The organism is Prochlorococcus marinus str. MIT 0912 (assembly GCF_027359595.1).
Lineage (GTDB): Bacteria > Cyanobacteriota > Cyanobacteriia > PCC-6307 > Cyanobiaceae > Prochlorococcus_B > Prochlorococcus_B marinus_C.
The window spans coordinates 1,010,000-1,035,816 of record NZ_CP114783.1 but is presented as its reverse complement, the minus strand read 5'-3'; the positions used below and the strand labels follow the sequence as shown (position 1 = coordinate 1,035,816).

Sequence of the window (25,817 nt, the reverse complement as noted above, 5' to 3'; positions counted from 1 at the left end):
AATATTAATCATTAATCGACTTTCAATTTGGAGAGAAAACTTTTTCGATGGAGTTTTGTTGGACCTGCTTTGATTAAGTTTGTTCTATGAACATCAGTTCCATATCCCTTGTTTTTATCTAGTCCATAAAGACTGAATGTAAGAGATAGTCGTTTCATTAGTTCATCTCTTGTTTCTTTTGCGAGAACACTTGCAGCAGCAATTGAGGCGAAATGACTTTCACCTCGAACTTGTGTCTTTTGTTTCCCTGGCCACAAGCGAATGGGTAATATGCCATCAACAAGAATTAAGTCTGGTGGAGATGGAAATTTTTGTAATGCCCTTAGCATTGCTTTTTCAGTAGCCGCTCGGATACCAATACTGTCAATTTCTCTTGCTGAGGCCTGGCCTAGCGCCCAAGAGGTTGAGTTTTTTTTTATCAAAGGAACTAAGTTATGTCTTTGACGGTGGCTTAATTTTTTACTGTCTTTTAAACCATGACTTAATAGATTTCTTTCGTTCTCTTCGCTTAAAATTACAGCTCCAGCTAAAACTGGGCCAAATAAACAACCTTTTCCTACTTCATCAATTCCTGCAATCAATTGTTTTTTAGCTTCCATGTTTAAGAAGAAGCGGACGATCTCCTTCTTTTTCGTCTTGGATCATCATTAACTTCTTGAGATTCATTAGAACTTAATTCATTCTTTTCATTAATTGGATTGTTTTCAATACTTATTAATTCATTTGTATCTGCATCTAGATCTACATTGGTATTTTCTTTCTCGACATTCTCGGCTTCTTCAGGATTGGTTGGCTTTTGCTCAATAGGAGTGTCATTTTTAAGACGAATTATATCTATATGATTCTTTTTGTTTTTGGTATTGGAATTAATTAGTAAATTTTGTTGAGCTTCCTCAATTATTGCATTCTTATTTTCCTCACTTGCTTCGGCTCCAGGCCTAATTATGTTCACGGTGTAGTTTTCAGAAAGTGGAGGTTCCTCTAAAAGTAGAATAGGATCTAATCCCATTGAGCTATAAACCATCTCTTCGTTCTCACTCATACTTATATCTATTACTATATTCTCTTGCTTTTTATGATTATTCTCTTTAGGAATATCTTCTCCATTTGTTTCTGTGGATATAGATTTAGAATTATCTATAGATGATTTATACTCATCATTAATTATGTTTGCTTCTATATCTTTTATTTTATTTATACGCTTATTTTTTTTATTATTCTCTTGGAATGATTGTATTTCCTCCCCTAAGATTAAAGTTGAATTAATTACTCCAACTTCAGATGAGTTTGTTGGATTTATATCTTGAATAGTAATATTTTGAAGATTACTTTGACTTTGGGAATTAGGAGAATTTTTCCCAAATAATTCATATATATTTTGACCTTGTCTTTTTCTAGTTAGCTCAACAAGACCAAGTTCTGTAAGTGAAGCAATTTGTGGTCGCGCTGAGTCTCCATTAATACCAGATGTGAAATGTTCTAATAATTGAAGTTGGTCTCTTTTTGTATCCATATCTATGAAATCAATAATAATTACCCCGCCAATATTCCTTAATTTTAATTGTCTTGCTATTTCAATAGCGGCTTCACAATTAGTCCATAAAACTGTTTCTCTAGAATTTGAAGATCGTGTAAAAGAACCTGAGTTGACATCAATTACTGTCAATGCCTCTGTTGGCTCAATTATTATATAACCACCAGAAGGTAGATCTACCCTTGGTTTTAACGCATCATTAATTGCAGTAATTACTCTATATTTTTCTAATATGTTTTGCGAATCACTATGTAATTCTATTGCTAATTCCTTGCTATTCTTGCCAAGGAAACTTTTGACTCGGCCAATTGCTTCAGTATTATCTACAACAATCTGAGTAACATTTTGACCGATATGATCTCTAAGAATTCTATGGATAAAGTCTTCATCTCTATTTAAAAGAATTGGCGGAGTACAAGTTTCAGATGCTTGTAAAATAAGTTCCCATTGTTTAAGAAGATTTTCAAGATCATCAATTAAAAATTCTTCAGCAATATCTTCTGCTTCTGTCCTTATTAATAGCCCTGTGCTTGTAGGCTTAACTAATACCCCTAAAGCTCTAAGTCGATTCCTCTCACTCTCTGTTCCTATTCTTCTAGAAATATTTACACCTTGTCCATAAGGCTGGAGTACGAGATATCTACCAGGAAGAGCAATGTTTCCAGTTAATCTAGGTCCCTTTGAACCCGTAGGCTCTTTCATTACTTGAACTAAAACCTTTTGCTTTGGTTCAAGTAACTCTGTTATTCCTGCAGTTCCTTTTTTTAATCTAAGTGGACCTAAATCATTGACATGAATAAAGCCATTTTTTTCACTTTCTCCAATATTCACAAAAGCAGCATCTATTCCTGGAAGAACATTTTCAACTGTTCCTAAGAAAATATCTCCGATTTGGTAGCTACCTTGAGCCACTATTAATTCATCTATTCTCTCATCAGTGAGCAGAGCGGCAATTCGCAAATGCTCAGCAATAACAATTCGCTGGGGCATATACAATGTTGAGCTTTTTAAGCTATTAAAAATTGATTAGCAGAAAAACTGCAAATAGAACTTTTGGAAATTTTTAACGCCAAACAAACTTAAAGAGATTTTTGAATACTGTTCGGAATTGGAATTAAATATAGTCCGGTTGAATCGTTGGATTTGCCAACGTTTAATCTAGGTGTCCCTTTAAGAAAAACTGACGTTAATTAAGAACATTAGGTGCTTAAACCCTTTTCTTAGTTCTTCCATTATATTAACACAGGATCATTTTAAGATCATTACTTTCAGGTTGAGTTACCATTAAAAAATTAATTCTTAATTACGTAATCATCAAATTTTGAATAATTGAAGGTGTTTAAGGGATTATCCTTGAAATAAATCTTGGCGATTTTCAAGTGGTACAAGTTAATGCTGATTACCTGAAATTAAAAGCAGGTTATCTTTTTCCAGAGATCTCTAGAAGAATTAAAGACTTTAGTTATAAGAACCCAAATGCTAATTTGATCCGCCTAGGAATCGGTGATGTTACTGAACCTCTTCCTTTGGCTTGTCGTTCTGCTATGAAGGCGGCTATTGATGAAATGGGGACAGAGAATGGCTTTAAGGGCTATGGCCCTGAACAAGGATATCAATGGCTTCGTGAGAGCATTGCTAAAAATGATTATTTATCTCGTGGTTGCGAGATTTCTCCAGAAGAAATTTTTGTTTCAGATGGATCGAAATGCGATAGCAGTAATATTTTAGATATTCTTGGAAAGGCTAATAAAATAGCTGTAACTGACCCTGTTTATCCTGTATACGTTGATACCAATGTGATGACAGGCAGAACAGGAGACATTAACTCAGCTGGAGAATATAAAGGTTTAGGTTATATCCCAATTAATTCAGAGAATGGATTTGAAGCAGCAATACCAAAAGAAAGATTTGATTTAATTTATCTTTGTTTTCCTAATAATCCAACTGGTGCAGTAGCAACTAGAGAGCAATTAGTTTCTTGGGTTAAATATGCAAAAGAAAATAATTCTTTGATTCTTTTTGATGCCGCTTATGAGGCTTTCATTAAAGATGATTCTATTCCACATTCGATTTTTGAAATTGAGGGATCAAAAGATTGTGCTATTGAGTTCCGCTCTTTTTCAAAAAATGCAGGTTTCACTGGAACAAGATGTGCTTTCACAGTTATTCCCAAGTCTTTAAAAGGCAAAGCAGGCGCTGAAGAAGTTGATTTGTGGTCCTTATGGAATCGTCGACAAAGTACTAAATTTAATGGTGTAAGTTATGTGGTCCAGAGGGGAGCGGAAGCTGTTTACTCTGAAGAAGGGCAGAAACAAATCAAAAAATTGGTAAGTTTCTATATGGATAATGCTCAAATCATTAAATCAAGTTTGACTGATGCAGGATTTGATGTTTTTGGCGCGACCAATGCCCCTTATGCATGGATAAAAACACCGAACAACCTAAGCTCATGGGATTTCTTTGATTTCTTGCTTGAAAACGTTAATGTTGTTGGCACTCCAGGAAGTGGCTTTGGTGCTGCCGGAGAGGGCTATTTTAGATTATCTGCCTTCAATAGTAGAAAAAATGTTGAAACAGCTATGCAAAGGATATTAAAACTTTAAGGCGTAATCTCATGGTAAGTTCCTTCTTGAAGAGTGCTATTCACCCTGCCAGCTTAATTATGGTTGACTCTGTAAATCAAACTGATGGAGAAACGGCTGTTATTGATAGGGAAGTTCAGCGAGTTAGAAAATTATCTCCCAAATATAAGGTTTTACTTCATAATGATCCCGTTAATACTATGGATTATGTAGTTGATACTCTAAGGCAGGTAGTTCCACAATTAAGTGAACAGGATGCTTTAAATATTATGTTAGAAACACATAATAATGGTGTTGGACTTGTTATAACTTGTGACTTAGAACCTGCCGAATTTTACTCTGAATCTTTAAAGGCTAAAGGCCTAACAAGTACAATAGAATTAGAAAGCTGAAATCATTTATCAACAACTTTTGGAATAGATGGTTGCACCAAAAAGTGCAATGGGTGCCAACTATTACTCTTTTTTTGTTTTTATATCCTTTTGGATGGATTATTAGTCATTTTGTTTACTTATTTAATCGAGATATTAGTTCAAGCAGTTTAAGTATTATAGGTACAATAATAACATACATATTGTTTTTATGCATCCTACCTAGTTGGGGACATATTAGATGGAAAACTAATAATCTATGGGTATCAATTGGATTAGATTTTAAAAATAAATTTCAAGCATTAAATATATTTTTTAGTGGATTCATATTTTCATTTCTTCTTTTATCTATTCTGGTTCTGGTTTTTTTCTTATGCGGCTGGGTTGATAGATTTGACAATATCAAATTTACTGAATTATTAAATGCAATATTATTGATAGTGGGCATTGTTGTTGCTGAAGAGATAGTTTTTCGAGGCTGGTTAATGGAGGAAATGGTGCTTTTGTTCGGTTTGAGAAGAGGGATTATTATTCAATCTATAATTTTTAGTCTTGCCCATTACAGATCTGATATCGGTTTATTAGCTTTAATTCCCTTTTTTACTGGTCTATTTCTTTTTGGATTAGTTTTAACTTTAAGAAGAACTATTGATAGAGGTTCGTTATGGGGTTGTATTGGTTTACACGGTGGATTGGTTGGGATTTGGTATCTTATTGACTCGGGAATGCTTGTTTTTTCAATTGATACTCCTTATTTTTTATTAGGACCAAGTAAAGAAATGGTAAATCCAATTGGGAGTATTTTTGGTATAACAATTTTATTAATTACGATATTTTTTCAACGAAGACTTTTTGCAAGAACGGGACGGTTTTTAGCATCCACAGTTAATGCTTCGTTTAAAGATGAAACTCCATAATCTCTTTCTAATAACTTCATAACTGTTCTCCCGAAATCATTGGGATTTGTATCAAAGGCTTCTAAACAAACCCTTCCAAATTCTTTGCCCATAGGCTCTGGATTCCAAAGTAGCTTTCGGGCTGTCCAGGGCATCAAACTCATAGGGTTATAACCCTTTTTTAATAAACCTTTTTTTAGTCCATACTCTTCTAATAAAGTATGAGGTTGAAGTCCTATGAAAAATATTGAAGGCTCAACAATATCAGCCCCAAAAATCTTCTCTAATTCTCTATGATAGGCAACTGTTTGTCTTATTGTTTCTGGACGCTCGTCAATAACATTGAATGAGTAATTTACTGAAACCTGAGCTTTAAAGCCTGCTTTTGCTAGAAGTTCGCAATTTTTTAAAACGGTTTTTAAGTTATATCCCATTCTCATTTTTCTTACAAGTTCTTGGGATCCAGATGTTATTCCAATTTCGAAATAGCTCATACCTGTTCTAACCATTAATTCAGCTAATTCTTCATCTAAATTGTCGGCCCGTATATATGCGGCCCAATGAATATCATGCAACCCTTCATCATAAATAGCTTGGAGAATATCTTTGGCATTTTGAATGTGTCCTCTAGAGGGAATGAATTGGGCATCTGTAAACCAGAATCCACGAACACCAAGATTATAAAGTTGCTTAATTTCTTTGATAACCTCGCTTACTGGATTAATTCTTACTTTCTTTCCTTCAATAACAGTATAAATACAATAACAGCAGTTGTGAGGACAACCTCTTTTAGTTTGAACTCCAATGTAAAAGTCACCACCATCTAAATACCATTTAAATTGAGGCCAAATAGATTGAATATAGTCATAATTACATGCAGTTTTAATTACATTATTTGGTTTCTCATGAATTAGCTTTTCTCTGGGAGACTCACCAACTACAAAACACCTCTCATCTGAAATTGATTCATTTCTTATTAGCTTTTCTATTAATAGTTCTCCTTCTCCAAGTGAGATGATAGTCCCTTTAGGTAATGATTTTTTTAATTGATTGTAAAAAACACTAACTGCACCTCCTCCAATTATTAGGTCTACATTTTTCTTGTATCTTTTTGCATACTTTAATCCTTTTTTAATTAATCTTTGGTTCCTCCATATTTCGCCATAATGACTTTTCAATAGTTGAAAACCACCTAAAGCACCTCTAATCTTTTTGAGAGGATTTCGAGCATAAAAAACTTCAAATGAATTTTGTAATGGATTTCCACCTCTTCCATCTACAGGAGCGTAAATTTGTATATCTCTCCATGAAAATACTAGTAATGTGGGTTTGAAATTTTCGATACTATTTATCAATATTCTTTCGACATCTAAAATCGGCAAGGAAGCTAAATCTACAATTGATTGTTTGATTTTTGGAAAGCATTTATGAACGTGATCAGCTAAATAAATTGGTCCAATTGGGAAAATAGGATTACAAGGCAGCCTGACATACAAGACCTTAACCTCTGATTTAGGTCCATGAAGATTTAATTCAGAAGTCAAATTTGCATCCATCAGGAAATCTATTGATAGCAAAAGTAATCATTCAGAGATAAACACTAACAATTTGTTGACCTTTTTGATTGAAAATTAGATTAATAGTTAAAAGACAGGGAATTCAATTTCATCCTAAACACACTCAAAACTTAGTTACAGAGACCGTTTTCATAATTTTTTACAAGCATATAAATAACTATTTAATTGCAAGGTAAAGTTTTTGATGCTTTTAAAATTGATGTTCATCAATTGGTTTAAAAACAAAAAATAGATAAGACTAAGGATAGAGATTTAATGCTTGGATTATGAATCCTCAAATGACTTTGATCATATACATTCTCAGTGGAGCTGGTTTAGGAAGTTTGATGCTTTTAAGCGGCATCCCGGCAGCTCCACTTCTTGGATCAATTTTGGCGGCAGGATTTCTAAGCATAAGTGGTCAATTCGAACCTGCTCAATGGCCTTTGGGTACAAAAACTTTACTTGGAATTGGTGTGGGGACTGTTATTGGTACAGGAATTAATAAGGAGACTCTTACAGAGTTGCAGACGCTTTGGAAGCCAGCTATTTTAATTACCATTACACTAATTTTTACGGGTCTTGTCGTTGGATTTATAGTAGTTCGTTTATTTGGAGTTGATCCTTTAATAGCTTTGCTAGGCTCTGCTCCTGGAGGAACGCTAGGGATGAGCCTTGTTGGAGCAGAGCTTGGGGTTGGGGCCGCTGTAGCAGCTATTCATGCATTTAGATTAATTGCGGTTTTATTAATCACTCCTGCTGTAGTTAAATATTTGGCGCCTATTGTTAATGCGAATTAGAAATAAAGTAAATAATTATTTAAAAGCTGTATTTATAATTTATAAAATTTTCCAAACTGGATTTGTTGGGATATTTGGCCCTTTATATTTATCTAAGGGCTCAGTAGTGCTTATACGCCAATCTGGGACACGACACTTAACGTATCCTGGGTTTTGGATAATTACACCTGGATTCTCATCTTTTTTGTAAGTGAAGCCACCCTTCCAAGATCCTCCTTCTTTGAGGGACCCTTTAAACCAAACCCAACAGTTTTCTCTTTCCATTTAATCAAGTTAACAAGAGTCTTGAAATTTGAATTTGATTACATTTTTTGATTTTGTTTATCTTCTTCTGCTTCTGCGTCTTTGTTGCAATTTACGCTTATATTTCTCAACGGGAGTTTCATGATGACGTAGGCGCTTCAATTCTCCAAAGATGCCCGCTTTGGAAACTTGACGTTTAAATCGGCGAAGTGCAGATTCAATGCCTTCGTTTTCTCCAACAGTTACTTGAGTCAAAAAAATAAAAAAATGTTATTCGATAATTTTACAGGACGATAAAGCAAATTTAGGTTTTGACCTTTTTGGCATAAAAAGATCTAGAATAAATTTCGAATTCTCCAAATAGCTTTCTTCAAGTTTTGCATATTTGCCAAATTATTGAGGTTTTCCCCTTTTCGGACCATTCATTATTACTTCTTAGGTCCGTTATCTAATGACTATTTACATCGGGAATCTTTCATTTGATGCCGAGGTCGAAGATATTGTTGGTGTTTTTAGCACTTATGGTGAAGTAACTAATTGTAAGCTGCCCTTGGAAAGGGAAACTGGAAGAAAAAGAGGTTTCGCTTTTGTTGACATGGGCGATGACACTCAAGAACAAAAAGCAATCGATGACCTTCAAGATGTTGAATGGATGGGTAGAGCGATCAGGGTTACAAAAGCTAGACCTAAAAATAATTAATTTCTACACAACCAAACTTCCACTACTTCTTCACATAACGCAGTTTGGAACTAGATAGATTATCTTTTTGAAATTTTAATTATTTTTAGATTTCAGTCTATTAGCGAATAAAGCATTTTCTCAGATTAATGCTCTAATGATATGAAGTTCAGAGAGATCCCTTCTTAATGGTTTACTCAACAATCCCTTTTTCAACAATCACTTTTGGTGGATTTAATCCTTTGGCCGCAATTGCAGGGTTAGTGATCTTTTTTCAAATTTCTCAAATTTATTATTATGGATTACCTGAGAATGAACCATCAGTTGAGCTTTCTGAAACTGGTTCTTATAGATACCTTCAAAAACAATTTATTGGTGTTCAAGTTGTAACTGCTCTTATTGCTGCCTCAGTTATGCTTGCAGGCCCTGATAAAATTTTCTTCCCTTTTAAATATTTTTAAGCTTAAATAATTTAGAACTTAGTTTAAAAAAGGCAGCTCATTGAGCTGCCTTTTTGTGTATAAAAATAAATTTAGATTCATAGATTTTAAACTAAATAGATAATTTGAAAAGAATTATCTATTTAGTTTTTTGGAACATTTCGTCTGGGAATCATCATTTTGTTCATGATGGACACCATCTCATAGAACAGATATTTTAAATAGTATATCTAGTTTATCTATTATGGAATCAAATCAAAGTAGCATTGATAATCATCAAGAAATAGTTAATAGAAATGAAAAGGTTATTTCAACTAGAGATATTAAGTACTTATATCCTAATGCTCATCGTACGACTCATCAAATGAGGTGGTTTAAAGATAGCCGCGACAGGGGATTAAGATCTGATATCGCAGCATGATCAAGACAATGAGAATTATTGTTTATCTATGCAAATGATATGAGGAAAACTAAAAAAAATAATCCTGAACCGTATGAGGATTTACTGAGATTACAGAAACTTGACCCTTATGAAGCGCAAATTAAATCAAGTAATTTTCTAAAACAAAATGATAAACCTATTGAATAATTTTTTTTATCACTTTTAACTGAAGTATAGAAATTAATTTTTCTATTATCAATAAAAAAGCCTCCTAACTACAAGGAGGCTTTTTTATTTGGATTTAGCTTTTAGAAGCTAAACACTGTTTCAACAACAACACCAGAGTCGTCATCACCAGCACCTGTATCTTCTACTGTGAAGAAACCAGGAGTGATTGTAACGCTGTCGTTCACTGCATAGGTGTAAGAAACTTCAAATCCTGTTCTATCAAAAGTATCGCTTCCATCAACATCAGTTGAATTGTAAGCAGCACTTAATGTTCCAGGACCTACTTCATAGTCGACACCAACGAAAAAGTCAGTTTCGTCTTTAGCTGTTCCTTCTGGATCCTTTGTGTCGTAAGCAACGCTGATAGTTGCTGGGATGGACTCAGGGCTGTAATAGATACCGCCACCAAATGTGTCGTAACCAGTTGTTCCAGCTTCACCGTCGTTGGAAGCGATTACAAGACCACCACCAAATCCGTCACCGTTGTAGCCAAGGGTTACAGTTGTTACGTCATCACCATTGTCACCACCGATTCCTACTGTTGAATCAGCACCACCAACAGAAACGAAGCTAGCAGAAGCAACTACGCCGCTGTCATTAGAGTAAGCAACACCAATTCCAGGACCAGTTTCGCTACCAGCCAAAGAGTAAGGCATGCTGCCTAGTCTGAAAGCATCTGAGTAAGCAGAAGTTGTTGCTGCAACAACATCATCTTGGTCAACCAAAGGACCAGCTGTTACTGAAAGATCGCCTACAGGGAATGCGTAGTAAAGAGAGTGTAATGTGATAGCACCAGTACCAGTAGTTGCACTATCCATGCTTGCTAATGGACCACTAGCGTTTCCAGTTTCCATGCCCATATAAAGCATGTCTTCACCAGTGAAGCTGGAGGTTACATCAAGGCCATATGCATATTGCATATAAAGCTCTTCTGACTTGTCATCTGTTCCGCCGTCGGCAACAGAACCAACAGTGAAATAAGCACCACCAGAAAGAGTTGTAGTTGATGAAAATGCAGTATCTGCATTAACGGCAACTGGAGCCATTAGGCCCAATGCAGCAGGAGCTACCAGCAAACGCTGAAAAAGCTTCATTGTGTCCTCACACAAAATATGATCACTTTATTTTGGTAATCAACAACTAAAAAAGATGTATTTAGAATTACATTATTGGAAAATATCTAGTATCTGAGAATACACTCTTGATTAATTTTTTTATTTTTTGAATTGAAAATAAATTTAGGGATTGATCGTAACCGAGCTTTTATCTATATTATTTAAATTATATACTAAAATTGGGCCGTTTTTTTTACTAGTTAATCATTATCTATTGTGCTAGCTTCAGGTCCCAAAGAAGAGTCTATCCATTTTGATATCACTGGAGAAATTCTGGATAATTTATTTAAAAAAATTCTCTCTTCTAGAGTAACTGATTGATTATTTTCTATTCGCTGCAGTATGTTTTGAATTCGAATTCTTGTTGTAGTAGAGATCATGAATTTTTTTTATTTTTTTAACTAATTGAGCTTCGATGGGTCGTTCATGGTGAACTTTTTTATGATTATTTTATTTTTTTATTGTATAAAAAATTACAAACTTTTCTGTGTTTATTTGGTTTAATTTCTACAAATATTTGTGCGTTATGGTCGATTTCTCTTACAAAAATATCACCTCAAGTATGGTTGTATTAAAATGTATTGGACCAAATAGATTTTTTTTAGAAAGAGCTATTTTCCCTCAAGAAGTTTTTTCATCAATGGCACCAGAAGGGTCTCAGTTAGAAATTTGGGGGATAGAGTCTTATGGACCAAATTTAGAGGAACGTCTAAGAGTAACTGCTCCTTTTATCGCAGAAGATTCAGTTGCAGCTTAGTCTCTTTAATTATTTCATTATCTCAAAGAAGTAGATATCTTTGTGCAAGTGGTAGTGATTCAGCTGGTTCACAAGTTAGAAGTTCTCCGTTGGCGAAAACCTCATATGTTTGAGGGTCCACCTCAATTTTAGGCAGTAAGTTGTTGAGTTTCATTGATTGTTTGGATATGTTTCTTGTATCTTTAACTGCAGCATAAGAACGTTCCAATTTAAGTTGTGCTGGTATGCCAGCTTCTATTGCGATCTCACTTAAGAAAGTAAGGCTTGTAGAATTCATCGCCTTTCCAAAGGAAGAAAACATTGGGCGACCATGTACTGGTTGAGGAGTAGGAATGGATGCATTTGCATCTCCCATTTGAGCCCATGCGATAGATCCTCCTTTGATTACTAAGTCAGGCTTGATTCCAAAAAAACCAGGATTCCAAAGTACTATGTCTGCTATTTTCCCAACTTCTATGGATCCAACGTAACCACTGATTCCATGAGCTATCGCTGGATTAATAGTTACTTTTGAAATATATCTTTTTAGACGATGATTATCATTCCTTTTACTGTCTTCTGGTAAGGCTCCTCTTTGAACTTTCATTTTGTGAGCAGTTTGAAAAGTTCGACTAATAATTTCTCCAACTCTACCCATAGCCTGAGAGTCACTAGCGATAATAGAAAAGGCTCCTAAATCGTGTAGTATGTCTTCTGCCGCAATGGTTTCACGACGTATCCTTGACTCAGCAAATGCAACATCTTCTGGGATTTTGGGATCCAAATGATGACAAACCATCAACATGTCTAAATGCTCTTCAAGAGTATTTAGGGTGAAAGGCCTAGTAGGATTTGTACTGCTGGGAATCACATTTGATTCTCCACAAATTTTTATGATGTCGGGAGCGTGACCACCTCCAGCTCCTTCTGTATGGAAGGTGTGAATAGTTCTTCCATTTATTGCCCGAATCGTATCTTCAACAAAGCCAGCTTCGTTGAGGGTATCAGTATGAATACAAACTTGTACGTCTAGTTGATCTGCAACACTTAGGCACGAATCAATACAGGCCGGTGTCGTTCCCCAATCTTCATGAAGTTTTAATCCACAAGCACCTGCTCTTACTTGTTCCTCTAATGCTGCTTTGTTAGTTGCATTGCCTTTGCCAAAGAACCCTAGATTAACAGGAAACCCTTCTGCTGATTGAAGCATTCTTGAGATGTGAAATGCTCCTGGTGTACATGTTGTTGCATTAGTACCTGTTGCTGGACCTGTTCCTCCTCCAAGCATTGTGGTAACCCCACTAGCTAAAGCAGTTTCTATTTGTTGTGGACAGATAAAATGAATATGACTATCAATAGCTCCAGCAGTAATAATGCTTCCTTCTCCTGCGATTGCTTCTGTACTGGCTCCTACAATAATGTTGATACCTTCTTGAGTATCAGGATTGCCTGCTTTTCCGATACCTGAGATTTTTCCGTCTTTGATACCAATATCAGCTTTAACAATTCCCCACCAATCCAAAATTAGTGCATTTGTTATGACTGTATCTACTACTCCATTGTCTCTACTTTGTTGTGATTGTCCCATCCCATCACGAATAACTTTACCTCCACCAAATTTAACTTCGTCTCCATAATGAGTATGATCTTGTTCAACTTCGAGTATTAAGTCTGTGTCTGCAAGTCTAATCCGATCCCCTTTTGTCGGACCATAAGTCTCTGCATAGGCTTGGCGAGAAATTTTGAAAGGCATTTTATTTTTGAAGTGAGTCGTTTATAAGTCCGTTGAAACCAAAAATTTTACGCTCTCCTGCATAAGGAACAAGATTTACTTCTCTTTGGTCACCTGGTTCAAATCTGATAGCAGTACCAGCTGGGATATCTAACCTTTTGCCGAGCGATTTTTGACGATCAAATTCTAGACCTTTATTGGACTCAAAGAAATGATAATGAGAGCCAATTTGTATTGGTCGATCAGAAGTGTTAGCGACTCTTATAGTTGTGATTTCTCTTCCTTTGTTGAGTTCAATAAAACCATCTTCGGGAATAAGTTCTCCAGGAATTAAATAAGACATGACTTTCGTTAGCTGATTGGATTGTGAAGTGTTACGAGCTTTGTTCCATCTGGGAAAACAGCTTCTATTTGAACTTCATTGATGAGTTCGGGCACACCTTCCATAACCTGTTCTTTTGTTAACCATGTGGTCCCCTCATTCATTAAGGTTGAGACACTTTTGCCATCTCTAGCACCCTCTAGCACTTGAAAGCTAAGCCAAGCAACAGCTTCAGGATGATTTAATCTTAAACCTCTTTTTAATCTTCGCTCTGCCAAAAGAGCAGCAGTAAATACAAGTAATTTGTCTTTTTCTTGAGGACTTAAGTACATTTTTTAATAGTTATAAATACATTTTACTCGCAATAAAATGCTTAAAAGTTCATGATGGACATTTTGTATCTGTTGTTGGATCCTCTTGCATTGGCCAAATCCTCATGTATTCAGGCATGCTTAATTTTCTGAAAACTCTTGTAAGACTCCAAATTCTATAAAACCAAAACCGAGCTGATTGAGTTGATGAGCCTGTATACCTTGCTGATATTCCATTTTCAAGAAGACTACAAGTCATAAACCCTTCAAGTCCATTTCTTTTTTGTCGGCATTTTAATAATAAATCAGATAAATCTTTTGGGTTTAATCCTTTAGGTGTTATCCAAATTAAAGATCCAAACACTGGTTGTTCTTCTAGACCATGGATTGATTTTAGAGCCTCTCCAGATAATTCTAAGCGATCACTAAATTCGTAATTTTTCCCTTGAGGATTTTCCCTAAAGATTTCCAATGATGATCTCCATACGCCGCTGCCCAGTCCTTCTCCCGCTGCAGTTCGTCCTAAGCGAACTAAATCAACACATAAAAAGCTTGATGAAGGATCAAGCTTAACAGTCATATTTTGTTCGAAAAGACCCCCTTGATAAATAATTAATTCTTGAGGGATCCACTCAAAGTCAGAATTTTTTTCAATATTAAAAAAACATTTTTGATTCGCCCATCTCCCTTGCGGATTTATTTTTGACCTGCCTCTGCTTCCATAAACTTTTTGAGCTGCTACAGAAGAACATATGGCACTGCTATCTTCTTCAGCATTTACATTTATTGTAAGTTGGTCCCCTCCAACAATCCCTCCTGCACTATGAAGAATTGGTATTTCACATCTCCCATCTTTTTTATCGTTGAAAACTCTCATTAATTTTAATGGAGCAGTGCATTTTGCTTGATGAATTGTTTTGAGACTATTCATCTCCTCAGGACTTGACTTTTTAAAAAGCCTAAGATCACAAGTCCCATGCCATTGAGATGTCATTTCATAGTTGTATCGATTTGGCTCATTTAGTATTGAGAAAATAAAAAAAATCAGATCTGTTAGACATAACCTATAAACTTGAGATTTATAAAGAACTGAAGTTTGTCTCAAGAATTAATCTATCTCACCAAGAGAATAAATGCTGAAGTTATAGGTCATTGCCTTTTACTTCCCATGTCTGCAAAAGAGAGGACTCAGCTTCGTGGAAAGAGATCAACATTAGATGGAATTGATGTCATTTTAAATTTGCCTAGAGGAGGAGGTCGATTGATGCCTGGAGAGGTATTGAAAAGTGATGATTCACAAGTCTTTGTTATCATTGAGGCTGCTCACGAAGATTTAATAAGAATCACCTCAGAAAATAGATTGAAATTGTTAAAAGCTGCTTATCATTTAGGTAATAGACATGTTGAGATTGAGTTGCATGCTGAAGAGTTATATTTACTAAATGATGTAGTGATGCAAAAGATGTTAGAAAAACAAGGATTTTTAATAGAGAGTTTCAAAAGACCTTTCTATCCAGAGATTGGTGCTTATGAGTAGAAGGTTTGATTGACTTAGTTTATGAAACTTGAGTTTTTACAATTAATAAGTCCATCACTGCCAGTTGGCGCTTTTAGTTACTCAGAAGGATTGGAGTGGCTTGTTCAAAATAAAAAAGTATATGATGAGAAAACACTCTTCAATTGGATTGAAAGTGAACTATCTAGAGGCCAGATAACCATTGAGGCAAGCTCAATTCCTTACATAATGAGAGACTTGGTTCATTGGAGAGATAATAAAGATATTCAAAACAAGTTGATTATTCAAGAGTGGAATTCTTGGCTTAGTTCACTAAGAGATTCTCCAGAGGTTAGATCTCAACAAACACAAATGGGTGAATCTCTCTTACAGCTTCTCATTGATCTGGATCATCCTCTTCCTGATAACAAAAAGAAATTTATATGGCCTATAGCATGGGCTTGGGCTGGAGTTTGCTGGGATATATCTCCAATTGATTTAGTGGAAGGTTTTTTATATAGTTGGGTAGCCAACCAATTAAGTGCAGCATTAAGATTGTTGTCATTAGGACCTACAAAAGCTCAACAGCTTCAAAAGAAATCTCTAATACTTATCAAGTCTCAAGCAAGTTACTTATTGGAACAAAATCCCAAAGAAATTTGGGTTAGTGATGTCGGAGCTATCATGGCACAACAATCGCATGCAGAACTTTATTCAAGATTATTTAGAAGCTAATGGAAAGTAAATTAAGAGTAGGAATAGCCGGTCCAGTAGGATCTGGTAAAACGGCTATTATTCAGAGACTATGCGAGAATCTAAAAGATCAATTAGAAATCGCAGTGGTAACTAATGATATTTATACGCAAGAGGATGCAAAATTTCTAACTAATTCAAAGGCTTTAGCACCTGAACGTATCAAAGGAGTTGAAACCGGAGGATGCCCACATACAGCGATAAGAGAAGATTGTTCTATTAATCGAATTGCTGTTGAAGAGTTAGAACATAAATTTAAAGCTCTAGATTTAGTCTTTGTTGAAAGTGGTGGTGATAATCTTGCTGCCAGTTTTAGCCCTGAGTTGGTAGACATTTGTATATACATAATTGATGTCGCAGCTGGAGATAAGATCCCCAGGAAAGGCGGCCCAGGAATCACACGTTCAGATTTATTAGTGATCAATAAGATTGATCTTGCTGAAATGGTTGGAGCAAGCTTGAAAATAATGGAGAGAGATACTTTATTAATGAGGAAAAATCTTCCATGGTGTTTTACTAACACTAAATCAGGGGAGGGGGTAGAAATAATCGAAGAGTTTTTGTGTAATCAGATACCATTAACAAGCTAGAAAGTCACAACCGATACAAAAACTTATCTTCGTTTACTGAAATAGCGGAATTGGTGTCATTTGCTACAAAAAGTGGGTGTTCAGTTGGATACTTTCCCTAAACCCCCAAGGTGGGCACACAACTAATTTAGTTAGTAATTCATGAAGCTTTCAAAGCGCATTTTTGCAGGTTTAGCTACTGCCTCATTGGCCGTAACTGTTACTGCTTGTGGTGGATCAGATTCCTCAGGCAACTTTGATGACACCGTAACTGTTGGAATTCTCCATTCTTTATCAGGGACAATGGCAATCTCAGAATCAACCCTAGTTGATACAGAGAAAATGGCTATTGAGGAGATCAATGCAGCTGGTGGTGTAACAGTCGACGGTAAGAGCTATAAAATTGAGTACATCGTTGAAGATGGTGCTTCAGATTGGCCTACCTTTGCTGAAAAATCTAAAAAGTTAATCGACCAGGATGGAGTACCAGTTGTCTTTGGTGGCTGGACATCTGCAAGTCGTAAGGCAATGCTTCCAGTCTATGAATCTAAAGATGCATTCCTTTATTACCCAATTCAATATGAAGCCCAAGAGTGCTCAAATAATATTTTCTATACCGGGGCGACTCCTAATCAGCAATCTGAGCCTGCCACAGATTTCATGTACAAGCGTTCACCAGCTGCTGGAGGAGATTTCTTCTTAGTTGGTTCTGATTATGTTTTCCCAAGAACTTCTAATACAATTACTAAAGCTCAGGTAAAACAACTTGGCGGTAAAGTTGTTGGTGAAGATTACCTTCCTTTGGGTAATACAGAAGTAGCACCTATCATCTCTAAGATAAAAGTTGCTCTTCCTGATGGCGGAATCATCGTTAACACCCTGAATGGTGATCAAAACGTTGCTTTCTTTAAACAAATCCAGGACGCAGGAATCACTCCTTCCAATGGTTATTACGTAATGAACTACTCCATTGCAGAAGAAGAGATAAGCACGATTGGACCTGAGTTCCTTGAAGGCCACTATGGTGCTTGGAACTACATGATGTCTATTGATACTCCAGCTTCTAAGAAATTTGCTAAGAGCTTTAAGAAGAGATGGGGTAGTGATCGTGTAGTGGCTGATCCTCAAGAATCTGCTTATAACATGGTTTATCTTTGGAAGCAGGCAGTTGAAGATGCCGGAACATTTGATGACAATGCAGTTAGAGAAGCATTGGTTGGACAGACATTCGATGCTCCTCAAGGGCCAGTAGAAGTTATGGCAAATCATCACTTATCTCAAACAGTGAGAATCGGTGAAATCAACGCAGAGGGTGGATTTACGATCCTTGAAGAAACTGGAGTAGTGGAACCACAAGCATGGAACCAAAAACATCCAAGTTCCAAAGGGTACGCTTGTGATTGGACTGATCCTAAGAAAGGTGAAAAATATAGGATGTGATTCAATTCTTGACTTATAAATAGATTCTAATAAGGAGCCTTCGGGCTCCTTATTTCTTTAAAAAAACAACCAAGCTAGTGCAACTTTTTCTTGAAAGCCTCTTTAATGGCGTTGCTATTGGCTCAGTTTTGCTTGTCGCAGCACTGGGACTAGCAATTGTCTTCGGTTTAATGGGTGTCATCAATCTCGCTCATGGCGAATTGATGATGCTTGGTGCTTATTCGACATACATAACCCAATTAATTTTCAAACAAGTTTCTTTTTTAAAACCTTTTTATGATTCGTATGTCATAGTTGCAATTGGGATTGCTTTTTTAGTTAGCGGAACAGTTGGGATTCTTTTAGAACGAACGGTTATTAGACGTCTCTATGGAAGTCCTCTAGAAACACTTCTAGCTACATGGGGAGTTAGCCTAATCCTTCAACAATTTGTTAGAAGCGTTCCACTGGCCTATGCAAGTGGTTTGGTAATAGCACTTTTCTTTGGACTGTTTTCACCATTATTTATTTCGGATGACTTACTTAATGGTGCAAAAGGTAAATTAATAAGGGCATGTACTTGGGGATTCTCTGCCTTACTAGGTGTCGCAACAGGAGGTATTTTATCTTCTTTAGTAAGCAAACTTAGTCGCGCTAGTGCAAGGAATGTTGATGTTACAGCTCCTTCTTGGATGAGAGGCGGAATTGATTTTATTGGAATTACCTTTCCTAAAACTCGTCTTTTAATCATCCTGATTACCCTGATATCTGTTTTAGTAGTAATTTTCTTTCTTGATAAAACAGCTTGGGGAATAAGAATTAGAGCAGTCACTCAAAATAGACCTATGAGTGATTGTTTAGGTATATCAACAGAAACAGTAGATATTATTACTTTTGGAATTGGATCAGGTTTGGCTGGTGTGGCAGGAGTTGCGGTTTCACTTCTTGGCTCAGTGGGACCAAATGTTGGTGGGAATTATATCGTGGGATGTTTTATGGTTGTCGTTCTTGGTGGTGTGGGCAATCTATTAGGAACAATTCTTGCTTCTTTCTCTATTGGAATAATGACCGATTTGATAGGAGCAGGAAGACTACTTACCATTTGGCCAGAGATGCCATCCCCTCTTTATTCAACAATAGATTTTTTTGCAACAACAAGCATGGCTAGAGTAATGATATTTGCTCTAATAGTCATATTCCTACAATTTAGACCAACTGGGATGTTTCCTCAAAAAGGAAGAATGGTGGAGTCTTGATTTATGAGTATTTTTTCTACAAAAAAAAGTTGGATTAACTTAGCTGTTTGGGCGTTAATCATTGCCTTAATTATTGCTGCACCGTCAGTACTTCCTGTTTTTAGATTAAATCTCTTAGGAAGATATTTATCTCTTGCAATCGTGGCTCTTGGGGTGGATTTGATTTGGGGATTCACAGGGATGTTGAGTTTAGGTCAAGGAATTTTCTTTGCTCTTGGTGGATATTGTGCTGCGATGTTCCTTCAACTGAATAGTGCCGGAGAATTCCCAAATGGTATTCCTGAGTTTTTTGGTTTATATGGAGTCGAAGAACTTCCATTCTTCTGGGAACCATTTAAAAGTTCAGTTTTTACTCTTATTTCCATTTGGTTGTTACCGGCAATCATTGCTGGTTTTCTTGGGTATTTAGTTTTTAGGAATAGAATTAAAGGTGTTTATTTTTCAATTCTTACACAAGCGGCTCTTTTAGTTTTCTTCAATTTCTTTAACGGGCAACAGAAATTGATTAATGGAACAAATGGTTTGAAAACAGACGTGACTCAACTTTTTGGACAGATGGTTGGTTCAGAAATAATGCAAAGATGGTTTTTTTGGATATCTGCTATTTTAGTAATACTTGCATGGTTTTTTGCACGGTGGATTGTTCGAGATAGATTTGGAAATATCCTTATTGGAATTAGAGATGATGAAGCTAGAGTTCGTTTCACTGGATATAATCCAGTCATTTTTAAAACAATAATTTTTTCAATAGCAGGAGGATTAGCTGGGGTTTCAGGGGCTTTGTATACAGTTCAATCTGGAATAGTGTCTCCTCAATTTATGACTGTCCCTTTCTCTATAGAAATGGTTATTTGGGTTGCCGTGGGTGGTAGAGGAACATTATTGGGCGCAATCCTTGGAGCTGTTTTAATTAATTATGCAAAAAGTTTGGTGAGTGAAGCATTACCAGCAAGCTGGATGTTTATTCAAGGTGGTTTATTTATTCTTGTAGTAACAGCTCTTCCAGAAGGGGTACTAGGATGGATAAGAAAAGGCGGTCCAAAGAAATTACTTTTTTTAATAGGAATTAATAAAAAACTAGAGACATATCCAAGTCTTGAAGTCAATGAACAAGGTGAGGTGAAATCATGAATTCTCCATTGCTAGAGCTAAAACAAATTTCAGTTAGTTTTGAAGGATTCCTTGCCCTCAGAGATCTTGACCTGGTTTTGAATCAAGGCGATCTTAGAGCAGTTATTGGTCCCAATGGTGCAGGTAAAACAACATTTCTAGATGTAATTACTGGGAAAGTATTACCGACAAAGGGGGATGTGATTTTTAAAGAAAAATCGTTGCTTGGTCAAAAAGAGTTTCGTATTGCGCGTAAAGGGATAGGAAGGAAATTTCAAAGTCCTAGAATATTTGAGAATTTATCTGTACAAGAAAATTTAGCTCTATCAGTTAGCAGACCTAAAACCCCTTTTTCACTATTAATTAATAGTTTAAAGGTTAAGCATTTAGACCAAATTCAACATTTGATGAGTATTGTCAACCTTCAATCAAAAGCCAATATCAGAGCTGGTGCGCTTTCTCATGGTCAAAAACAATGGCTTGAGATAGCGATGCTAGTTGGACAAGACCCTGATCTTTTACTTGTTGATGAACCTGTGGCTGGCTTGACTGATGAAGAAACAGATTTAACTGCTGACCTTCTTAAATCTTTAGCTGGCGATCATACTGTCTTAGTCATTGATCATGATATGGAATTTATTCGTAGACTTGATTGTCCTGTTAGTGTTTTACATCAAGGGCATGTATTGAAAGAGGGCTCTATGAGCGAAATACAAAAAGATCCTTTGGTAATAGAGGTTTATCTAGGAAAATCTGAGGAGGAAGAAGAATGACTATGCTTCAGATAAAAGGTTTAAATACCTACTATGGCGAGAGTCATATCCTTCGAGATGTTGATATGAATATCAATCAAGGTGAGATGATTTGTCTTATTGGTCGAAATGGAGTAGGTAAAACAACTTTGCTTAAGTCTTTAATAGGTTTATTGACTCCACGGTGTGGAGAGATTATTTTTAATGGAGATTTAGTAAATAGAAAGCCGCCTCATCAAAGGGCTCGTTCCGGAATTGCATATGTTCCTCAAGGACGAGAAATAATACCTTATTTAACTGTTGAGGAAAATCTTCAACTTGGATTGGAAGCTTTGCCTGGAGGGTTGGCAAAACATAAAAGGATTGATGAACTTGTATATGAACTTTTTCCTGTTTTAAAACAATTTTTAGCTCGTAAAGGAGGTGACTTAAGCGGAGGACAACAGCAACAACTTGCAATTGCGCGAGCATTACTTGGAAAACCAAAGTTGCTTTTACTTGATGAACCAACCGAAGGAATACAACCGAATATCGTTCAAGACATTGAGTCAGCAGTTAAAAGGATCATCAGTGAGACTGGTGTTGGGGTTTTATTGGTAGAGCAACACCTACATTTTGTGAGGCAAGCAGATCGTTACTATGCAATGCAACGTGGAGGAATAGTGGCTAATGGCCCAACAAGTGAACTAAGTAAACCTGTAGTAGAGAAATTCCTTAGTGTTTAAGTCTTTTTTGTTTGAGTAAGAGTAGTTTCTCGCTCTATTTTGTCTTGGCAAGTAGAGCAAAGAATATGACCTTTCTTTTTCCAAAAAGTCTTTGTTGATCTTTCGATATTTTGTCCACAGCCAAGGCATTTAAAGAGTGGACTCATTTATTACTAAGGCTATTCTATGTAACTATAAATCATACAATCTTTAGTCTGTCTTAATAGATACAAGATCTTAGGGATCGTAGTCTTTAATAATTAATGAATAGAATTAGTTCATTTAATTATCATTAAAAAGCATTATTTGATACCTTACCTATTCGTATGGTTTGTTATTAATTGGTCAATATATTTTCCTATATGTCTTTCGAAAGACTGAGTCAAACTGAGATAATCCATGGCAGAATTGCAATGTCAGGTATCCTATTTGTTTTATTCCTGGAAATAATAACTAAGATAAATTTTTCTTAGATACTATTTATATGAAATTAAATTGATTTATTAAAATCTACTTCAGTTAGGCGACTTTTAAAAATAGAGAATCTTTTATTCTCTTTATTGCTCCATCTTTCCATAACCAGATAATAGGATCAGTAGATTTTGATTGTTGTAGATCAATTCTGTTTTCAATACTTATAGGATTAAATTCTGCACTCGCTTCAAATTGTTTATCTCTAATTGCCTGATTTATAACAATACTTCCATTCTTTCCAGATATTGATCTATGAAATGTACCGATAGGTATTTGAAGTGCACCCATAAATCTATGAAGATAAATTATGTGGTGAGGTTCATCCCAAAGAGGATTCAATAGTGTAAAAGTTCTATCACCCTCAAGTACAAGATTATTATCTGTTTGATGTTGGTGTACATAATATTGCTCAAAGCCATTTAAATCAGGAGGTGAAGTTGCTCCTCCTCTATGAATAACAACATCACTACCATTTGAAGCTTCAATACTGGCATCTAAAAAAGTTACTTCAGGAGTCTCTCGAAAAATATTAATCGGTATGAAATTTAGTTCCATTAAACATTTTATTCGTTCCAAACATTACTAGAATATATATTCCTAACTGTAGTAATTAATTCATTTTTAGAGAATCATTCGCTGTTTGTAAAAGAATAAAGTATTTAAATATACTGAAAAGCAGTAATATATTTTGTTTTATTTAGCTAACAAAGCAATTAATGATACATAAGATTATAAAAATTATTAATAAGTTGATCATATAAAATATTACTGAACCATGTCTAAATCAAGCATTAAAAATAAAAAACTTTTGGTTGATGAAATGATTAAAGCTTTTAAATCTATCCCTGCATCAGCGATAACTTTTTCGAACATCAAGAAAAATTAAACTCATCACCTACGATACATTTTTGAGATACTTTGCTAGTGGATTATTTTTATTATCCCATGGTCTTTTGGTTTTAGATCATTTAGGTGTCGGAGCAGCTCTCCATGGGATAGGTGAGATCTTTTTTGCTCCCTGGGCTATTAAGCAGAAGGCATGGGACTTGGTCTTTATAGCTTTTTTATTTGGTGCATTTGATCTTTGGGGCACTTTAAAACTAGGATTTAATTAGAAAATTAAATAGTTTAAATATTCTTTTATTCAAGATTGGGGAGGGAGGTCAATACCCTTCCCAGTAGTGATGACCTCCCTACAGAAAACTTTGGAACGGGTTTTCTGATAGAACAGTTATAGGCAATCTGGTTGAATAAGTTAAGACTTAATTGATACAAAATTAAAAACTTATCAAGAATTTGTATATTTATGAATTCTATGTAATCAATTTTTGATTGGATAGAATTTTTTTTCGTTTCACTTTTTTTAATTCGTGCATACCTTCTATTTGTTGATAGATAGATTGAAGTTGGTCGCAAATATGCTCAGTATTTTCTACTTTGTGTAATCTAAGTAGCATTTTTTCTATTTGCTCTTTGCATTCTAAAAAGACATGACAATCTATTGTCCCTGGCTCATATTGCATGTTTAAGCTGAAAGAAATATATAAATAAAGGAATCAATAAATTAAATCTGTATTTATTGATTCCAAATAATCAAATTTATCTGATTTATTATTTATAAAAATAACAAATCTAAAAGGTATAATTTAAAATGATACTTTTATCGAGGATAGGTTCTTTATTGTTTATTAACCCATTTCGGCTTTCATGGCTTCATGGATTCTCTTACTCATTATTTCATGACCACAATATTGCAAGTGCACTTCTTGTGACCCTTTAGCGGATTTAGTTTGAGTGTACTTAAGTCCTCTGTAAGTTAGCTCAGCCATTGGAATGATTTCAGTGTTCAAGTCCCCGTTCCATGGCTTGAATCTAACTGCGACTCAAATTGAGCTGAACGTTAGTAGATAATACACAATACATTCTCAATCTGTTGATGTTTCTTCAAAAATTATTATCAATCTATATCTGAACTCTCGATTTATTAAATAATTTAGAGAGAACCAGGTTGAATATTCCTAATGAGAGATCTGATTAAATGAATAAATAAGTAATTAACTATCGAGCTAGTCTAGAAATGTATGAATCTCTTGAACCGGCATTGATCCATCCTGTTGCAATTGTTTTTGGATGAGTCTTACTAACTCGACCTCTATGAATATGTGTAAGTCCAGCGGGAAAAATAACTAATTTTCCTCTTTCCGCGGTCTCATGATATTCCTGCCAGTGAAATTCTGTTCCTCCTGAATCGACATCATTGCAATACAAAATCCAAGCTAGGACTCTGTGAACTGGTTCGGTCGCTTCTTCGCTAACAGTCCAGTCACAGTGCCATTTTTTAAATCCCTCCCCAGGAGCATAACGTTGTAGATTAAAAATTGGATTAACAAAGAGGGATTGTTCAGGAGCGCATTCGCTAAAAAGTGGGCGTTCTTGAAGGTATTTTTGAAGTCCAGCATTGACTCCTCTGACTATTACTTCAGACAAAGCAAATGATTCTGGATCAGCTCGATCTATTGCTACAAGGCTGATATCAGTAGAAATTTTTGCAGGGTCTGAATCATTTTTTGCCACATTACTGAAGGCGATTCCATTGCGATGCAAGTCTGTGCGACGATCGAAAAATGACATCACACCATCTGCAACAGATTCAAAACCTTTGTTTCTATAACTAGCTATTAAATTCATAGAATTTTTCTAAGGTTCTTTTATCTCTCGATATTTTAAATCGCTTGAAAGTACCATTCAATGAAAATAATTTATGAAGCCTTTGCCCTCTCGTGGTTGGCTAGTAGTAAGTTTTATTTAGATGAAGTTGTTTTAATTAAAAGGATATGAATTAAGCTACAGCCTTATCTCTTAGAGATCTTAAATATCTCTTTCTTTGACCGCTCCCTTCAACTTCAAAATGCCAAGTAGGTTTTTTGTTGTCGGTTTTTTTTAAGTTAACGCCAGGATTGCTAGTGCTTAACTTCTTATTAATCTGTGTATTCATAGGACTATTAAAGCACATTCTCTAATTATTTATGGTTCGGTCGTTACTTTTCCTTCTCGTAAATAGCTAATAAAAAGAGGCCCACTTGGACCTCTCTTTGAAATTTAATTCCATTTTGATCTTAACTTACGCAATTCCTCGGTTTTTGTAGGGGTCATCTCTGAAAGGCTGTGCCTCAAAACTTGGAGGTGAGTTGTCTTTATAAGGATGAAATAGAGCATTGCCCATTGAAATGAGTAATTCTTGAAGCCAAAGAATTGTTTTATTCATTGAATCCTCTTGTGGGATATGACCATATATAGGTTATTTTGAATCTTTATACATCAGTAAAAACTCCTCTTTTTGAATTTTTAATTTTCTAGC

The 25,817-nt window shown here is 35.5% G+C and carries 36 protein-coding genes; 18 read left to right on the top strand and 18 right to left on the bottom strand.

The features are described 5' to 3' along the window. Positions 1-11: 11 nt before the first annotated feature. A complete protein-coding gene (locus tag O5640_RS06275; protein WP_269611517.1) occupies positions 12-599 on the bottom strand; it encodes a ribonuclease HII in 588 nt (195 codons plus the stop codon). A gap of 2 nt (positions 600-601) precedes the next feature. Next, positions 602-2,524, bottom strand: coding sequence for an Rne/Rng family ribonuclease (locus O5640_RS06270; protein WP_269611515.1), 1,923 nt, complete (start codon positions 2,522-2,524; stop codon positions 602-604). A 389-nt stretch (positions 2,525-2,913) separates the two neighbouring features. On the opposite strand from O5640_RS06270, the gene O5640_RS06265 reads away from it, so the two are divergent. Genes O5640_RS06265 through O5640_RS06255 form a run of 3 tightly spaced genes read left to right on the top strand, consistent with a single transcriptional unit; the run spans position 2,914 to position 5,404 of the window. Then, positions 2,914-4,137 (top strand): LL-diaminopimelate aminotransferase, encoded by a 1,224-nt coding sequence (locus tag O5640_RS06265; protein ID WP_269611514.1) that lies wholly within the window; start codon positions 2,914-2,916, stop codon positions 4,135-4,137. Between the two features lie 59 nt (positions 4,138-4,196). Next, the gene (gene clpS, locus O5640_RS06260; protein WP_269613812.1) at positions 4,197-4,508 is read left to right on the top strand and encodes an ATP-dependent Clp protease adapter ClpS; all 312 of its coding nucleotides are present in this window, start codon (positions 4,197-4,199) and stop codon (positions 4,506-4,508) included. A 53-nt stretch (positions 4,509-4,561) separates the two neighbouring features. Next, a complete protein-coding gene (locus tag O5640_RS06255; protein ID WP_269611513.1) occupies positions 4,562-5,404 on the top strand; it encodes a CPBP family intramembrane glutamic endopeptidase in 843 nt (280 codons plus the stop codon). Here O5640_RS06255 and O5640_RS06250 read toward each other — a convergent pair. Continuing rightward, positions 5,326-6,939, bottom strand: coding sequence for a photosystem II high light acclimation radical SAM protein (locus tag O5640_RS06250; protein WP_269611512.1), 1,614 nt, complete (start codon positions 6,937-6,939; stop codon positions 5,326-5,328). The genes O5640_RS06255 and O5640_RS06250 overlap by 79 nt on opposite strands. A 287-nt stretch (positions 6,940-7,226) precedes the next feature. Here O5640_RS06250 and O5640_RS06245 point away from each other — a divergent pair, with 287 nt between their 5' ends. Further along, the gene (locus tag O5640_RS06245) at positions 7,227-7,739 is read left to right on the top strand and encodes an AbrB family transcriptional regulator (RefSeq protein WP_269611511.1); all 513 of its coding nucleotides are present in this window, start codon (positions 7,227-7,229) and stop codon (positions 7,737-7,739) included. 39 nt (positions 7,740-7,778) lie between these two features. Here the strand turns inward: O5640_RS06245 and O5640_RS06240 are convergent, their stop codons facing one another. After that, a complete protein-coding gene (locus tag O5640_RS06240) occupies positions 7,779-8,003 on the bottom strand; it encodes a hypothetical protein (RefSeq protein ID WP_269611510.1) in 225 nt (74 codons plus the stop codon). 57 nt (positions 8,004-8,060) lie between these two features. Next, positions 8,061-8,237 carry a 30S ribosomal protein S21 gene (gene rpsU / locus O5640_RS06235; RefSeq protein WP_011295405.1) on the bottom strand — a complete coding sequence of 59 codons (177 nt, stop codon included), beginning with the start codon at positions 8,235-8,237 and terminating at the stop codon, positions 8,061-8,063. A gap of 196 nt (positions 8,238-8,433) precedes the next feature. Here rpsU and O5640_RS06230 point away from each other — a divergent pair, with 196 nt between their 5' ends. The 3 genes from O5640_RS06230 to O5640_RS06220 all read left to right on the top strand — a co-directional run bounded on the left by O5640_RS06230 (position 8,434) and on the right by O5640_RS06220 (position 9,522). Then, positions 8,434-8,682: an RNA recognition motif domain-containing protein gene (locus O5640_RS06230; protein WP_269611509.1), complete on the top strand. Its 249-nt coding sequence runs from the start codon at positions 8,434-8,436 to the stop codon at positions 8,680-8,682. 167 nt (positions 8,683-8,849) lie between these two features. Further along, positions 8,850-9,122, top strand: a complete 273-nt coding sequence (locus O5640_RS06225; protein WP_269611508.1) for a hypothetical protein — start codon at positions 8,850-8,852, stop codon at positions 9,120-9,122. Between the two features lie 223 nt (positions 9,123-9,345). Further along, entirely contained in the window at positions 9,346-9,522 is a 177-nt protein-coding gene (locus tag O5640_RS06220) for a hypothetical protein (protein ID WP_269611507.1), read from the top strand. Positions 9,523-9,791: 269 nt separating this feature from the next. On the opposite strand, the gene O5640_RS06215 is transcribed toward O5640_RS06220, so the two are convergent. After that, positions 9,792-10,805: a porin gene (locus O5640_RS06215; protein ID WP_269611506.1), complete on the bottom strand. Its 1,014-nt coding sequence runs from the start codon at positions 10,803-10,805 to the stop codon at positions 9,792-9,794. 221 nt (positions 10,806-11,026) lie between these two features. Next, positions 11,027-11,206, bottom strand: a complete 180-nt coding sequence (locus O5640_RS06210; protein WP_269611505.1) for a hypothetical protein — start codon at positions 11,204-11,206, stop codon at positions 11,027-11,029. A gap of 146 nt (positions 11,207-11,352) precedes the next feature. Here O5640_RS06210 and O5640_RS06205 point away from each other — a divergent pair, with 146 nt between their 5' ends. Further along, positions 11,353-11,583 carry a DUF1830 domain-containing protein gene (locus O5640_RS06205; protein WP_269611503.1) on the top strand — a complete coding sequence of 77 codons (231 nt, stop codon included), beginning with the start codon at positions 11,353-11,355 and terminating at the stop codon, positions 11,581-11,583. A gap of 22 nt (positions 11,584-11,605) precedes the next feature. Here O5640_RS06205 and ureC read toward each other — a convergent pair whose 3' ends face one another. From ureC to O5640_RS06185, 4 genes are read right to left on the bottom strand one after another with little or no spacing between them, the layout of a single operon-like run. Further along, complete coding sequence (gene ureC, locus O5640_RS06200; protein WP_269611501.1) at positions 11,606-13,315, bottom strand: urease subunit alpha; 1,710 nt, start codon at positions 13,313-13,315, stop codon at positions 11,606-11,608. A gap of 1 nt (position 13,316) precedes the next feature. Next, complete coding sequence (locus tag O5640_RS06195) at positions 13,317-13,637, bottom strand: urease subunit beta (RefSeq protein ID WP_269611499.1); 321 nt, start codon at positions 13,635-13,637, stop codon at positions 13,317-13,319. Between the two features lie 8 nt (positions 13,638-13,645). Beyond that, on the bottom strand, positions 13,646-13,948 hold the full coding sequence (locus tag O5640_RS06190) for an urease subunit gamma (RefSeq protein ID WP_269611496.1): 303 nt from the start codon (positions 13,946-13,948) through the stop codon (positions 13,646-13,648). Between the two features lie 49 nt (positions 13,949-13,997). Then, entirely contained in the window at positions 13,998-14,921 is a 924-nt protein-coding gene (locus O5640_RS06185; protein WP_420063703.1) for an urease accessory protein UreD, read from the bottom strand. 102 nt (positions 14,922-15,023) lie between these two features. Here O5640_RS06185 and ureE point away from each other — a divergent pair, with 102 nt between their 5' ends. From ureE to urtE, 8 genes are all read left to right on the top strand, one after another. Continuing rightward, entirely contained in the window at positions 15,024-15,464 is a 441-nt protein-coding gene (gene ureE / locus O5640_RS06180) for an urease accessory protein UreE (RefSeq protein WP_269611492.1), read from the top strand. A 21-nt stretch (positions 15,465-15,485) separates the two neighbouring features. Continuing rightward, complete coding sequence (locus O5640_RS06175) at positions 15,486-16,157, top strand: urease accessory protein UreF (protein WP_269611491.1); 672 nt, start codon at positions 15,486-15,488, stop codon at positions 16,155-16,157. Further along, on the top strand, positions 16,157-16,765 hold the full coding sequence (gene ureG / locus O5640_RS06170) for an urease accessory protein UreG (RefSeq protein WP_269611490.1): 609 nt from the start codon (positions 16,157-16,159) through the stop codon (positions 16,763-16,765). The genes O5640_RS06175 and ureG overlap by 1 nt, the downstream gene beginning before the upstream one ends. Before the next feature lie 141 nt (positions 16,766-16,906). Further along, positions 16,907-18,184 carry an urea ABC transporter substrate-binding protein gene (urtA, locus tag O5640_RS06165; protein ID WP_011295393.1) on the top strand — a complete coding sequence of 426 codons (1,278 nt, stop codon included), beginning with the start codon at positions 16,907-16,909 and terminating at the stop codon, positions 18,182-18,184. A 77-nt stretch (positions 18,185-18,261) separates the two neighbouring features. Then, the gene (gene urtB / locus O5640_RS06160) at positions 18,262-19,419 is read left to right on the top strand and encodes an urea ABC transporter permease subunit UrtB (RefSeq protein ID WP_269611489.1); all 1,158 of its coding nucleotides are present in this window, start codon (positions 18,262-18,264) and stop codon (positions 19,417-19,419) included. A 3-nt stretch (positions 19,420-19,422) separates the two neighbouring features. After that, positions 19,423-20,550, top strand: a complete 1,128-nt coding sequence (urtC, locus tag O5640_RS06155; RefSeq protein ID WP_269611488.1) for an urea ABC transporter permease subunit UrtC — start codon at positions 19,423-19,425, stop codon at positions 20,548-20,550. Then, entirely contained in the window at positions 20,547-21,302 is a 756-nt protein-coding gene (gene urtD, locus O5640_RS06150) for an urea ABC transporter ATP-binding protein UrtD (RefSeq protein WP_269611486.1), read from the top strand. Before urtC ends, urtD begins: the two co-directional genes overlap by 4 nt. Next, the gene (urtE, locus tag O5640_RS06145) at positions 21,299-22,006 is read left to right on the top strand and encodes an urea ABC transporter ATP-binding subunit UrtE (RefSeq protein ID WP_269611485.1); all 708 of its coding nucleotides are present in this window, start codon (positions 21,299-21,301) and stop codon (positions 22,004-22,006) included. Before urtD ends, urtE begins: the two co-directional genes overlap by 4 nt. On the opposite strand, the gene O5640_RS06140 is transcribed toward urtE, so the two are convergent. After that, on the bottom strand, positions 22,003-22,152 hold the full coding sequence (locus O5640_RS06140) for a hypothetical protein (RefSeq protein WP_269611484.1): 150 nt from the start codon (positions 22,150-22,152) through the stop codon (positions 22,003-22,005). The genes urtE and O5640_RS06140 overlap by 4 nt on opposite strands. Before the next feature lie 195 nt (positions 22,153-22,347). Here O5640_RS06140 and O5640_RS10855 point away from each other — a divergent pair, with 195 nt between their 5' ends. Beyond that, the gene (locus O5640_RS10855; protein WP_420063682.1) at positions 22,348-22,458 is read left to right on the top strand and encodes a chlorophyll a/b-binding protein; all 111 of its coding nucleotides are present in this window, start codon (positions 22,348-22,350) and stop codon (positions 22,456-22,458) included. A gap of 46 nt (positions 22,459-22,504) precedes the next feature. Here O5640_RS10855 and O5640_RS06135 read toward each other — a convergent pair whose 3' ends face one another. Then, positions 22,505-23,014: a hemagglutinin gene (locus O5640_RS06135; RefSeq protein WP_269611483.1), complete on the bottom strand. Its 510-nt coding sequence runs from the start codon at positions 23,012-23,014 to the stop codon at positions 22,505-22,507. A gap of 353 nt (positions 23,015-23,367) precedes the next feature. Here O5640_RS06135 and O5640_RS06130 point away from each other — a divergent pair, with 353 nt between their 5' ends. Continuing rightward, positions 23,368-23,574: a hypothetical protein gene (locus O5640_RS06130; RefSeq protein WP_269611481.1), complete on the top strand. Its 207-nt coding sequence runs from the start codon at positions 23,368-23,370 to the stop codon at positions 23,572-23,574. 198 nt (positions 23,575-23,772) lie between these two features. Here O5640_RS06130 and O5640_RS06125 read toward each other — a convergent pair whose 3' ends face one another. From O5640_RS06125 to O5640_RS06105, 5 genes are all read right to left on the bottom strand, one after another. Then, positions 23,773-23,982, bottom strand: coding sequence for a hypothetical protein (locus O5640_RS06125; protein WP_269611480.1), 210 nt, complete (start codon positions 23,980-23,982; stop codon positions 23,773-23,775). Positions 23,983-24,147: 165 nt separating this feature from the next. Beyond that, positions 24,148-24,309, bottom strand: coding sequence for a hypothetical protein (locus O5640_RS06120; protein WP_269611478.1), 162 nt, complete (start codon positions 24,307-24,309; stop codon positions 24,148-24,150). Positions 24,310-24,517: 208 nt separating this feature from the next. Further along, positions 24,518-25,147 carry a 2OG-Fe(II) oxygenase gene (locus tag O5640_RS06115; RefSeq protein WP_269611476.1) on the bottom strand — a complete coding sequence of 210 codons (630 nt, stop codon included), beginning with the start codon at positions 25,145-25,147 and terminating at the stop codon, positions 24,518-24,520. Between the two features lie 151 nt (positions 25,148-25,298). Then, complete coding sequence (locus O5640_RS06110; RefSeq protein ID WP_269611474.1) at positions 25,299-25,454, bottom strand: hypothetical protein; 156 nt, start codon at positions 25,452-25,454, stop codon at positions 25,299-25,301. 126 nt (positions 25,455-25,580) lie between these two features. Continuing rightward, on the bottom strand, positions 25,581-25,724 hold the full coding sequence (locus tag O5640_RS06105; RefSeq protein WP_269611473.1) for a hypothetical protein: 144 nt from the start codon (positions 25,722-25,724) through the stop codon (positions 25,581-25,583). Positions 25,725-25,817: the final 93 nt, after the last annotated feature.